Annotated in this window: 11 protein-coding genes; 6 read left to right on the forward strand and 5 right to left on the reverse strand. The window is 43.1% G+C overall.

All coding sequences use genetic code 11. The features are described 5' to 3' along the window. Positions 1-86: 86 nt before the first annotated feature. From ACSBQP_RS14475 to gabT, 3 genes are read right to left on the reverse strand one after another with little or no spacing between them, the layout of a single operon-like run. On the reverse strand, positions 87-1,481 hold the full coding sequence (locus ACSBQP_RS14475) for an NAD-dependent succinate-semialdehyde dehydrogenase (protein ID WP_007498133.1): 1,395 nt from the start codon (positions 1,479-1,481) through the stop codon (positions 87-89). Further along, positions 1,456-2,844 carry an APC family permease gene (locus ACSBQP_RS14480; protein ID WP_017358512.1) on the reverse strand — a complete coding sequence of 463 codons (1,389 nt, stop codon included), beginning with the start codon at positions 2,842-2,844 and terminating at the stop codon, positions 1,456-1,458. Before ACSBQP_RS14480 ends, ACSBQP_RS14475 begins: the two co-directional genes overlap by 26 nt. A 21-nt stretch (positions 2,845-2,865) precedes the next feature. Next, positions 2,866-4,182, reverse strand: a complete 1,317-nt coding sequence (gene gabT, locus ACSBQP_RS14485; protein ID WP_076822676.1) for a 4-aminobutyrate--2-oxoglutarate transaminase — start codon at positions 4,180-4,182, stop codon at positions 2,866-2,868. A 108-nt stretch (positions 4,183-4,290) separates the two neighbouring features. Here gabT and ACSBQP_RS14490 point away from each other — a divergent pair, with 108 nt between their 5' ends. Further along, positions 4,291-5,715 carry a PLP-dependent aminotransferase family protein gene (locus ACSBQP_RS14490; RefSeq protein ID WP_435028531.1) on the forward strand — a complete coding sequence of 475 codons (1,425 nt, stop codon included), beginning with the start codon at positions 4,291-4,293 and terminating at the stop codon, positions 5,713-5,715. A 66-nt stretch (positions 5,716-5,781) separates the two neighbouring features. Here the strand turns inward: ACSBQP_RS14490 and ACSBQP_RS14495 are convergent, their stop codons facing one another. After that, positions 5,782-6,513: a LysR family transcriptional regulator gene (locus tag ACSBQP_RS14495; RefSeq protein ID WP_060780766.1), complete on the reverse strand. Its 732-nt coding sequence runs from the start codon at positions 6,511-6,513 to the stop codon at positions 5,782-5,784. Between the two features lie 99 nt (positions 6,514-6,612). On the opposite strand from ACSBQP_RS14495, the gene ACSBQP_RS14500 reads away from it, so the two are divergent. Beyond that, positions 6,613-7,164, forward strand: coding sequence for a DUF4865 family protein (locus tag ACSBQP_RS14500; protein ID WP_060780765.1), 552 nt, complete (start codon positions 6,613-6,615; stop codon positions 7,162-7,164). 81 nt (positions 7,165-7,245) lie between these two features. Here the strand turns inward: ACSBQP_RS14500 and ACSBQP_RS14505 are convergent, their stop codons facing one another. Then, positions 7,246-7,557 carry an ArsR/SmtB family transcription factor gene (locus ACSBQP_RS14505; RefSeq protein WP_074041691.1) on the reverse strand — a complete coding sequence of 104 codons (312 nt, stop codon included), beginning with the start codon at positions 7,555-7,557 and terminating at the stop codon, positions 7,246-7,248. Between the two features lie 247 nt (positions 7,558-7,804). On the opposite strand from ACSBQP_RS14505, the gene ACSBQP_RS14510 reads away from it, so the two are divergent. From ACSBQP_RS14510 to ACSBQP_RS14525, 4 genes are all read left to right on the forward strand, one after another. Beyond that, on the forward strand, positions 7,805-8,671 hold the full coding sequence (locus tag ACSBQP_RS14510) for a TetR/AcrR family transcriptional regulator (protein ID WP_435028532.1): 867 nt from the start codon (positions 7,805-7,807) through the stop codon (positions 8,669-8,671). A 16-nt stretch (positions 8,672-8,687) separates the two neighbouring features. Next, positions 8,688-10,121, forward strand: a complete 1,434-nt coding sequence (locus ACSBQP_RS14515; RefSeq protein WP_047946163.1) for an MDR family MFS transporter — start codon at positions 8,688-8,690, stop codon at positions 10,119-10,121. 174 nt (positions 10,122-10,295) lie between these two features. Further along, positions 10,296-11,672: an aspartate kinase gene (locus tag ACSBQP_RS14520; RefSeq protein WP_008347247.1), complete on the forward strand. Its 1,377-nt coding sequence runs from the start codon at positions 10,296-10,298 to the stop codon at positions 11,670-11,672. 152 nt (positions 11,673-11,824) lie between these two features. Beyond that, positions 11,825-12,670, forward strand: coding sequence for a GAF domain-containing protein (locus ACSBQP_RS14525; RefSeq protein ID WP_024720194.1), 846 nt, complete (start codon positions 11,825-11,827; stop codon positions 12,668-12,670). Positions 12,671-12,836: the final 166 nt, after the last annotated feature.

The raw sequence follows: 12,836 nt of genomic DNA on the forward strand, positions 1-12,836 counted from the left end.
CACCAGCACGCAGGACTGACAAAGAATGCGAGGGTTTGCCTACACGCTGAGACTGCCGAGACTTCTCGGACAGTCTTTTTCACATGTTATTCGTCTAAACCAATTGACACATACTTCGTTTCTAAATAAGGCTCGATGCCTTCGATGCCGCCTTCACGACCAATACCGCTCTCTTTCATACCGCCGAAAGGTGCCTGCACAGCGGATGGTCCCCCGTCATTCCAGCCAATAATCCCGTAATCTAGATTCTCAGATATATAGAGACCATTGCGGTAATTCTCTGTAAAGAAATAAGCCGCAAGTCCAAAAGGTGTATCATTTGCTAATTCAATGGCTTCATCTAATGTGCTAAATGTCGTAATGGGTGCAACTGGACCAAACGTCTCTTCATGCATAATGTTCATTGAAGGGTCGACATGAGTTAGCACCGTCGGCTGAACAAAATAATACGACTTCTCATCGTCAAAATGTGTATCGCCGCCGACAAGAACTTTCGCCCCTTTATCCACGGCATCTTGAATTTGGTCGACAATTTTATCGAAGCCTCGCTTATTGATAATCGGTCCGATGGACGTGCCTTCCTCAAACCCATTTCCTACTTTCAGCTTTTCCACTTCTTTGCTGAAGCTTTGCGCAAATGCTTCATGAATTTCTTCATGGACGATTAAGCGATTGGCACAAACACACGTCTGGCCTGCATTACGGAATTTAGATGCCACTGCTTGTTTCACAGCCAATTCAAGGTTGGCGTCCTTATCTACGATCAGCGGGGCATGACCGCCAAGTTCCATAGAAACGTGTTTCACTGTGCTCGCACTGTTTTTGATGAGATGTTTTCCAACTGGTGTAGAGCCAGTAAATGTGATCTTGCGGATCAATGGACTATCTGTGAAGATTTCCCCCACTTCTTTTCCATCTCCAATCACCCATTGCAAGGCATCCTCTGGAATTCCGGCTTCATGGCCTAATTTGACAAGCTCAATGGCCGTAAGCGGCGTGTCTTCAGCGGGTTTCACGATAAACGTACAGCCCGCCGCAAGCGCTGGTGCAGCCTTCCTTGTAATCATCGCCGCAGGGAAATTCCATGGTGTAATCGCCGCAACAGGACCGACTGGCTGTTTTGTGACAAATAGGCGTTTGTTTGTCGTATGAGACGGGATCGTTCTGCCGTAAATCCGCTTTGCTTCCTCTGCGTACCATTCAATATATCCAGCGGCATAGACGATTTCCCCTAATGCTTCTTGATACGGCTTCCCGTTTTCTTCTGTGATGATTTTTGCAAGTCTTTCTTTATGCTCGATCATGAGATCAAACCATTTGCGAATGATATTTGCACGTTCATGGGCTGACGTTTTTGCCCATGTTTTGAATGCTTTGTGTGAGCGAGTGATCGCATCTTCAATCTGTTCTTTTGTATGCTGAGCAACTGAGGCAATTTCTTCTCCGGTTGCAGGATTATACACTTTGAGTTCGTTTGTCATGCTCTACCTTCTCCTTCGTTCTTGGATTCATTACATATAGTATATACCCAATGAGTGCCCAACCTAAAAGCAAAATCCATTCAGCTGGCCATGATAAGGAGGCCGGCATCCCTGGAAAATAAAATGAAAGAAAAAGGAAACTAAGTCCAATGGCTAAAACGCCGGTCGTCCGCCAATATTTAATGCGGTATGGTCGCTCAAGCTCAGGTTCTGTCTTGCGAAGTCTCATAAAGGCAATGGACACAATCAAATACCCAACGATGATGCCCACACCGCCTGCATTAACAATCCACACGAGGGCAGGTCGGCCTAGTAATGGTGCAAAAAATGCAAGTGCACCTAAGAACAAAATGGCATTTGTCGGTGTTTTATACTTCGGATGAATATACGCAAACCATTTGGAAATCATGCCTCTTTCCGCCATTGCATAGAGGATACGGCTTGCACCAATGATAAATGCATTCCAGCTCGTCACAATGCCTGCTACACCACCAATGACAAGCACAGTCCCAAACGCCTGATGACCAAGAAGCTGTACCATGGCATCTGCTGTTGCCAGTGATGAAGCCTCAAGCTGACCTTTTGACAATCCTGCCGCTACTCCAAAGACAATGAGCAGATAAAATACAACCGCACTCACAATGGAGATAATCAAAATTCTCCCGATGATCTTCTTAGGTGCGTTAATCTCCGCCGCTACCTGCGGGATGACATCAAACCCAACGAATAAAAAGGGAATCATCACTAACACAGCCATCAGACCGCCAACCCCGCCCTGAAACATCGGCTCAAGGTTTGCAAAATCTCCATTAAATGTAGCTCCACCTAATAGAAGAAAACCTGTCAGAATAATGGCCACTGTGAACACCGATTGAAAAATGGCAGCAGGCTTTGCGCCAATGTAGTTCAGAGCTGTTAAAAACAGTGCACCGCCAGATCCAATCAATACCCATGTAAAGTAAACATCCCATCCTCCTATATTCCATAGGAAACCAACATGCTGTGTTGGAATGACATAGTCAATGACTGTCGGAAGTGCGACAGCTTCAAACGTAATCACGGACACATAACCGAACAATACGCCCCATGCGGAGACAAACGCTGATTTGATCCCAAATGCCCGCTGGACAAAGACGAGTCCTCCGCCTGTTTCTGGAATCGCAGAGGAAAGCTCTGCATACGTTAGTCCAATAAAGATGACGAGAATGCCCCCTATGACAAAGGCAATCACACTTCCTAAAAATCCAGCTGTTAAAATCCAATCTCCCGAAAGTACAACCCAGCCCCAGCCAAGCATTGCACCAATGGATAAAAACAGTACGTCTGACTGCGACATGGTTTTAGCCATTTGTTGTTTTTGCATACAACCATCCCCCTTTGTTGTTTAGCGTGCTGTGAAGGCGTCTTCGATAATCCCTAGTCCTTCTTGCAGCAGCTCATCTGTGATGACAAGTGGTGTTAAAAAGCGAATAATATTCCCATTGATCCCTGCCGTTAATAAGAGTAGTCCGTGCTTGTTTGCATAGGCTGCAATCGCTGCGGCTGTCTTCTTATCTGGTGTACGCGTTGTTTGATCTTCCACAATTTCAATGGCCGCCATTGCCCCTAATCGCCGGACTTCCCCGATGAATGAGTACTTACTTCTCCACTCATTCGCTTTGTCCTCAATGACTTGTCCAATGTGTTCAGATCGTTCATTCAGTTGTTCTGTTTCAATAATATCAAGTACAGCCAAAGCTGCCACACAGCCTAATGGACTGCCAGCATACGTTCCTCCTAGCTCCCCTGGGTCCGCTGCATCAAGTAATTCTTTTCTGCCAACAACACCGCTCAGCGGCAGGCCAGCTGCAAGTGATTTTGACACAGTGATTAAGTCTGGCACCACATCGTAGTGTTCAATCGCAAAGTATTTCCCTGTTCTTGCGAATCCTGTTTGGATCTCATCTGCCACGAATACGATTCCATGTTGCTGACAGAATGAAGCGACATGCTGGACAAAACGCTTCGATGGTACAATGAATCCGCCCTCCCCTTGGACTGGCTCCATCACCACACAAGCGACTGTTTCTGGTGCAACGGTTGCGACAAAGAATTGATTGAACTGATCGATGATGTATTCGTCGTAGGCAGCATCGCTTAATCCTTCAGGTTTTTGATAGTAATAAGGATACGGCGCTTGATAAACCTCTGACGCAAATGGTCCGAATCCAAATTTATAAGGCTTGACCTTGCTTGTCATGCTCATCGTCATATTCGTTCTTCCGTGGAAGCCTCTTGTAAATGAGACAACCGCTTGTCTTTTCGTATATTTACGGGCAATTTTCACTGCGTTTTCAACCGCTTCGGCACCTGAATTTAAGAAAATGGCTTTTTTGTCGTGGTCGCCTGGTGTGAGGTGGCATAGCTTTTCTGCCAATTCGATATAGGATTCGTACATCATGACATTAAATCCTGGGTGAATCAGGCTGTCTGCCTGCGCTTTGACTGCTTCCACAACCTTTGGATGGGAGTGTCCTACATTTAATGTACCGATGGCGCCTGCAAAATCGATAAAACGATTGCCATCAATATCGAAAAGCTCGGCTCCCTTCCCTTTCGCTGCAAGATGACGGTTGCCATTACTTACGCCTCTTGCGACGTATTGATCTCTTTTCCCCTGCCATTCCTCTGTTGAAAAACGGTTTGTTGTCGTTTGACTCATTGTCATCCATCCCCTTTATGTCTTTTTTATTATTCTGAATATTTTTTGGTATGATAGAAAGTACCAATATCATTTTTTTCATGGTACCAGAGAGGATGGAATGACGAGATGCTGACAATTCAACTAGATCAAACAAGGGAAAACGGATTTATTTATCATCAAATTTATACAAAAATTAAAGAGGAAATTTTAAACCGTAACCTGCAACCACACGATCAATTACCATCTAAACGAGAGTTAGCAGATACTTTAAACGTCAGCGTCAATTCAGTGAATGGCGCCTATCAGCAGCTGCTTGCCGAGGGATATTTATATTCAGTTGAACGGAAAGGCTTTTTTGTGGAATCACTGGAAACATTTCATGAATCAGGTCAACTGAAACCCTCTTCCCTTCCAGCAGATTTAAAGGAAAATCCGATTGAGCGAGATGACTGGTATTCCTTTTCACATATTTCTGTTGATACAGCCAATTTTCCTTTTAAAAGTTGGCTGAAAAGTGAGCAAAAAGCGATTCATCTCCACCAAGAAGCCTTTGGTGAGCTGCCGCACCCACAAGGCGTCTATGAGCTGCGGGAAACAATTGCCCGGCTGATTGGACTTGCACGAGGGGTCAAATGCTACCCTGAACAGCTCATTTTAAGTGCAGGTACACAGTCGCTCATTCATTCGTTATCTAGCATCCTTCCAGCTGATCAAATATATGGATTAGAAAACCCCGGCTACCGCAGACTGTATCAAATGCTGAAAAACAATCATCACCGGATTGAAACGATTGGCATTGATCAAAAAGGGGTGCGGATGAGCGATATTCAGAAGAAAGAGCCAAATGTCTTGATCATTACGCCTTCTCATCAGTTCCCAACAGGGGTGATCATGCCGATTTCTAGGCGGATACAGCTATTAAACTGGGCAGCTGATCAGCCAGATCGCTATATCATTGAGGACGATTATGACAGTGAATTTAAGTACGGCACAGACAGCATACCGGCGCTGCAGAGCCTTGACCGCTATGACAAAGTCATTTATATGGGGACCTTTTCGAAATCATTGCTGCCCGGCTTGAGGATCAGCTACATGGTGCTACCGCAACATTTATTAAGACGCTATAAGGAAGAACAGCACTTTTTCATCCAAACAGCCAATCTTTTTACACAATACACCCTTCTTTATTTTATAAAAGATGGCGCCTATCAGCGGCATATTAAAAGAATGAATGGGCTATATGAGGAAAAACGAAAACAGCTCATTGGAGAACTCGACACTGTCTTTCGTGACAATGTACGGATTATCGGGGAAAATGCAGGGCTGCATTTTATCGCAGAATTCCGCTCAGATCGGACGCAGCATGAGATTTTACAACGCGCCAAAGACCGAAAGCTGAAAATGTACGGGATGGACCGTTTTACCCTTGATGAGCATGTGCCTGGTCACAAAGAAGGCTTTGTCCCGCTCGTCCTCGGCTTTTCGCACATGCGGCCAGAGGATATTAAGCCAGCGGTGAAACGCCTGTATGACTCGATTTATGGGAAATGAAACAGCTCATGTAGATGAATCGTGGCGCTCCTTTGACGGGACTAAACCGACAGAGGAGTGTTACGATCACATTCTTTCATAAACGTAATAGTTGATGTGAATATTTTTTTCTAGCAATTTCACGAGTGTTTGAAGGCTTTTTAAGTTGGTTGGCAGTAACGCAATACCATCTCCCTGTTCAACGATTTTGATCATTCCTTCAAACGAATCTAACTCAAATAGGGTTCGATCACCCAGCATACGTCTGGCCTCATGTCTTAATGGGCAAAGCTGATCACGATTCACGACCAATGAGATATCATCATCGTATATTTCTTTAGATTTTCCATATACGTTCAATGCCAAGCTCTTTACCTCTTTTAATTGATATTCCGGTTTTTCCATTTGATTAAAAGAAATAATTTGATCATACACATCCTCTGTTAACTTTTTGTTGATCGTACTTGATGAAGCAATGATAAAATCAGTGGCTTGAATATCCTCTAAAACTCGTTGCTCGTATAAAACGTTAAATAGAAGTTCAGAGCATAAAACGGTCTTTTTCTGTGAAGTCAATTTTTGTTGAATGTCCTTCGTTTCTTTTACGATTTTTTGAGCGTATTGATAAAATAAATCCCCCTGTCCTGTTGAACTGATTCCATGATGATGCCGGATAAAAAATGTTGCATCATATAAAGTTTCAAGCGCTTTGATTCTTTGAGAAATATTGGATTGCGCATACCCTAAAGCTTTAGCCGCTTGATTAATCGATTCTTTTTGATACACCTCTATAAAAATAATCAAATCATTTATATTCATCATGATCACCTATCACTTTTTGTGATAACAATAACACAAATATGTATTATTCAACTGGTTTGAAGTCGATTATGATGGCTATTGAAAGGGAGTGTTTCTATGCATGCCATGCAATATCATGTGGATCTGCCTGCGGATTATGATATGAATATCATTAGAAAAAGAGTACGAAACAATGGATGGAAAACAGATGGATATCAGGATTTATTATTTAAAGCTTATTTGATCACTGAAAAAGACAAACATAGGAGTTTACACAACAGCTATTGCCCATTGTATATTTGGAAACAATCTGAGGGCATGACGAATTTTGTGTTTAAGGGGTCATTTGATCATATTTTACGTTCTTTTGGCTGGAAACAAATCAATATTGGCATCACGTATTCCGTTCATTTAACAGATGATTTTCATCGTAGCACATTCGTTCTTGAAGAGTATGTGACGATTCATCCTACTGATTGCCTGGAAAATCTAGATATCGCCCATCTCTTTTCCCATTTTAACGACAATAAGGGTGAAGTCATCGTATATAACCCCGATAAATGGAAATGCGTCAAATATTCTTTTCTGGACTCATTACCAGAGAATATAGAGCAGCAGATTCACATTTATGACATTGTCCATCTGTCTATGGATCATTCAATGGCCTAATTCCGTTTTACACGAGACGCATCACAAATCCCCAAGGTCACAATGCCTTGGGGATTTGTCATTTGTTGATGTAAGATTCTCTTACCACCGCTCCTTGTCTACAGCTAATACGGATGACAAGAGGCCTGGAAAAGCGGTATCAATGTCACCCTTTCTGAGAGAGTAGTAACGGTGCTTCCCGTCAATTCTCACTTTCACGATGCCTGCTTCTCTTAGTACTTTAAAGTGATGCGACAGCGTGGACTTGGCAATGTTCATATGATACGTACCGCATGTTCTCTCACCCGCTTCTGCTAAGCAGCGGACAATCTCCAGCCGAACAGGGTCAGCCAATGCTTGCAGCACAGAAATGAGTCTCATGTTTTCTTGGGTTGGATGATTTGGATTATTCATACGATAAATGTATCGTATTTTGTTCTAACATACAATCTCGTTACTCGCCTATGACAAAAAAGACAAAGGGCTAAAATCAAGTTCATTTTAGCCCTTTGTCAACAAACAGATACATGTCATTGAGACATGTATTTTTTTAAGTTCATTTTCTTGTCATGTGTCATTGGTTTTGTTATCATAGCAAAAGTGACCACTCGGTTTCCATTGTGACCATATGGTTTTGCCGATTCGGAAAGGACTTATGAAGATGAACGAAAAGCAAGAAGAGATTTTGCGGGTATCGAAGAAATTATTTTCTCAAAAAGGCTATATGAGTGTCTCCATGCAGTCAATTGCTGATGCCTGTAAAATATCAAAAGCGTCAATTTATAAACTGTTTGATTCAAAGGAAGCTCTTCTATTGGAACTGATTAAATACAATCAGCGCAAAATGAGAGAGATTTCTCAGATCATTCATTCCGAAACGACGCTGTCCAAAAAGGAAAAATTCACAAAAAAGATTAAGCTTGAGCTTGAAGAGTTTAAAGAGAATCATAAATTTTTGAATATGCTGTCCTTTGAAGCTTTTTCACAGCATTCGCCCATCGTCATTAAGCATTTACGTGAGACACGCTCCATTATCATGCAGCGGCACAGAGACATGATTTTAAGCACATATGGTGAAACTGTTGCGCCTTATGTGTGGGATCTTGTGATTGTCCTCAACGGATTAATGAGAGAATTCATCTTGATGTTGGCGATTGAGCACAAGAACATCCAATTAGAAAATGCCGCCGAAATGATCATCGGTGTGATGGACCGTGTATCAATAAAGCCTTGCTCCATTGAGCCTGTGCTAACAGATCAGCTGATGGACTCTTATTTGCTTTCCACACAGGAAGAATATGATGAAGAAAAGCTTGTCATCTCGTACTTAACAAAGATGAAACAAGAGCTTCACACACTAGCAAACGGAGAAGAAAAGGACGATCTCCTCTCTGCGTTTGAGCTGCTGAGTCAAGAACTGTCAAAGGACCAACCGAGAACCTTTTTAATCAGCTCATTGCTTGATTATTTAGGCAAACACAGCGTTTTATCACAAAACGTGTCACAGCTGAAAAGCATTATTTTATAGATAAAGAAGGGATAATATGAACCAATCAACAACATCGTATAACCGGTCTGTGATTGTTGGGATTTTCCTCGTTGGGGCGTTCGTTGCAATCTTAAACCAAACGCTTCTCATTCCAGCGATCCCACATATCATGGAAGAGTTCAATATTGATGTCAGTAAAGGTCAATGGCTGACCACAGCCTTTATGCTGACAAACGGGATTCTCATCCCAATTACGGCCTTTTTAATTGAGAAATTTTCAAGCCGTTCCTTAGTCTTAACGGCTCTTAGCATTTTTACAGCAGGTACCATTCTTGCTTCGTTCGCCACGAATTTCCCAGTGTTACTTGCAGCACGTATCGTGCAGGCAGCTGGCGCAGGGATTTTGATGCCGCTCATGCAAACGATCTTCTTAACCATTTTCCCAAAAGAAAAACGCGGGCAAGCCATGGGTATGGTCGGACTAGTGATTTCATTCGCACCGGCGCTTGGACCAACACTTGGCGGCTGGATTGTCGATTCCTTTAGCTGGAAGTTCTTATTCTATATTGTTCTTCCAATCGGTATTATTGATCTCATTCTTGCTTTCTTCTTAATGAAAAATGTCACACAGCAAAGAGACACTCGTATCGATGTCTTATCGGTGATCCTGTCTTCCTTCGGATTTGGCGGACTGCTGTACGGATTTTCAAGTGTCGGAACGTATGGTTGGACGAGTGCGACCGTTCTGATTTCACTCATTGTCGGCGCTGTGAGCTTGTTCTTCTTTATCCTGCGTCAGTCGAATTTGAAAAGACCGATGCTTGAGTTTGGCGTCTTTAAGTTTGCGATCTTTAGCTTAACGACCTTCCTCGGTATGCTCGTCTTTGCCTTACTGATTGGAACAGAGACGATTCTGCCGCTCTATACGCAGAATGTCAGAGGGTTATCAGCCCTTGATACAGGGCTGATCTTATTGCCAGGGGCTCTCTTTATGGGATTCCTATCGCCGATTATCGGACGAATTTTTGACAAAGTAGGCGGTAAAGGGCTGGCTCTAGGCGGATTTACGATATTAGCTGTCACTTCCCTGCCATTTATGATGCTCAGCCTTGATTCATCGATTACCCTCATTACAGTGGCCTACACACTTCGCTTAATCGGGGTTGGAATGATCATGATGCCGCTGACAACAGCCGGTATTAACTCGTTACCACCGCATTTGATTCCGCACGGGACAGCAATGAATAATACGATGAGACAAATGGGCGGCTCTATCGGGACGGCTGTGCTTGTCTCCATTATGAGCAGCTCTGCTGCCAATGCAGCATTATCCGATCCAATGAAGTCAGCCGTTCATGGCATGAATACGTCATTTATCGTGTCTGGTGCTATTGCGGTGATTGGACTTGTCCTCTCATTCTTCTTAAAAGAAAAACGTGAAAACAAAGTGATGAAGCAGGAGTTATCTTCTTCGTCCTCTTCTTCATAAAGACAAAGAGCTCGGCATATCGCCGGCTCTTTTTTCATCTATGCACACATAACGTCTTCCCCAAAAATACATTTGTTCATTCAGAGAAGAAAAACCTTGATAATTTGAAGAAAAGAGTTGATAATAGAAACTATTCAATTTGTGAGAAAATTTTTACTATAGGAGATGTATGCATTGAAGGTCGTTAAATTTGGTGGCAGTTCTCTTGCTTCTGGCAAGCAACTGCAAAAGGTATTTGACATTGTCACAGCAGATCCAGCTCGAAAAGCAGTCGTTGTTTCCGCACCAGGAAAACGGCATTCAACGGATACGAAGGTCACCGATCTATTAATTAGCTGCGGTGAACAATATTTACGTTTAGGTGAAGCACACGATTTACAAGAAGCTGTCATCGAGCGATATGCCTCGATTGCGGATGAGCTGGGGTTAGGTCATGACATTATTGACACCATCCGGCAAGATGTAAACACGTTATTACAGGCTGATTCTTCTCATCCTGAGCGTTATCTTGATGCGATTAAAGCAAGCGGTGAAGATAATAACGCAAAGCTGATTGCAGCCTACTTTCAGCATCAAGGCGTCGAAGCGCACTATGTGAATCCAAAAGAAGCCGGTCTATTTGTCAGCGACGAGCCTGGTCAAGCGCAAGTCCTTCCAGAATCGTATGATCATTTGTACAAATTAAGAGAACGCTCTGGCATCATTGTGTTCCCTGGCTTTTTCGGTTTTAGTCTAGCGGGTGATATCGTCACTTTTTCCCGCAGTGGATCAGACATTACCGGTTCCATTTTGGCAAATGGACTGAAGGCAGATGTGTATGAAAACTTTACGGATGTGGATGCAGTCTACGCCGTCAATCCAACGATCGTTCATGAACCAAAGGAAATCACAGAGCTGACATATCGTGAAATGCGTGAATTGTCCTATGCGGGTTTTTCTGTATTTCATGATGAGGCACTTATTCCAGCCTTTCGGGCAGGCATTCCTGTTCAGATTAAGAACACCAATAATCCAACGGCCAAAGGTACGAAAATTGTAAATCAACGGGATCATACGAATGGCCCTGTGGTGGGAATCGCATCAGACAATGGATTTTGCAGTATTTATATCTCCAAGTATTTGATGAACCGAGAAGTGGGCTTTGGACGTAAAGTGTTGCAAACGTTAGAGGAATATGGACTTACGTATGAACACGTGCCTTCTGGCATTGATGATATGACCATTATTTTAAGACAGGATCAGCTGGAGGAGCAGCAGATTGAACAAGAGCTTTTAGACCGATTAAAGCTTGTGCTTGATGCAGATGAAGTGGTTCTAGAACGGAACCTCTCGCTTATTATGGTCGTAGGAGAAGCGATGCGTCATAATGTTGGTACAACAGCAAGAGCGGCAAAAGCGCTGTCAAAAGCCAAAGTGAATATTGAAATGATCAACCAAGGCTCTTCAGAGGTGAGCATGATGTTTGGCGTCAAAGCGGCTCAAGAAAAAGAAGCCGTTCAAGCCTTATATGAGGAATTTTTCTCTATGTCCACGGTGCCTGTCTCCATTTAATCAGCAGACTGTCAGATCTCCGGATCGGCAGTCTTTTTGATCTCGCACGATTTGCGCATTAAAGTATATCTATTTCTCGTTTGATTTTGTATGATAGAGACAAATCAACTATTGTTCCGGCCATTGATCGGAGCTACAAGGAGTCCTAATCCATGCCTCGTCAACAACTATTAAAACAGTTTCGCAATTTTCATGATGCTTCTACAAGTATTTTAAACATGATGAGTCAATTCATTCATATGAATACACTGTTTATTGCTAAAAATGATCAAAACACCAATCAGATTGTGAAGGTGCTAAATCATGACGAGCAGCTTCTTGAAGAAGGGGAAGAAAATCCTTACGAGAAGACATTTTGCAAGCTGGCGGTCGATCATCGCGATACGCTGTTGATCCCTGATATCCGCTTGGACGAGCGTTCAAAAAACTTAGACGTCACGAAACAGCTGCAAGGCGGCTCATTTATTGGGGTTCCCATCGATTTTACTGATGGTACGAACTATGGAACCATTTGTGGACTTGATCTAAGGCCGCAGCAATTTACAGAAGAGCATGTTCATATGTTTGAAACGATGGCATCTTTATTGAGTTACGTCTTAGAACTCGACCAGGCCAATCGGCAGATTCAGCAATTATCTGTACCGATCGTACCTGTTGTTGACGGTGTCGCCGTGCTCCCTCTTCTTGGTGATATCGAAGAGACACGTGCGCAGCATATTTTAGAAACCATTTTACAGGAAAGCTACAGGCTGTCGCTCTCTCATTTGGTCATTGATGTTTCAGGGACAAAACGACTCAATGAACAAAGCATTCAATACTTGGTCAGCTATGCGCAAACGTTAAGACTTTTAGGCATTTCAGCTGTTTTAACAGGAATAAAGCAAGACCTTGCGCTGAGTGCGATTCAATCGAATATTTCATTTAAAGACATCACCATTCGTAAGGATTTACCGCAGGCACTTGCTCATATCGGCTTAACGTTCTCCAAAACAGAATAAGTGATGATACACCAAAAAGGGCTAAACCGAGTTTAGCCCTTTTTCTTCTTTTCAGCGTGATAGAAAACCTTTGCAGCCCTAGGAAAGACGAGTACCGGCGCGGAGCGAATTTCACATTCGTGAGCACCGGCACGCAGGACTGACACCGAATGCGAGGGTTTTTCTA

It is taken from the genome of Bacillus sp. G402 (assembly GCF_051172515.1).
GTDB classification, from domain to species: Bacteria; Bacillota; Bacilli; order Bacillales; family Bacillaceae; genus Bacillus; species Bacillus altitudinis.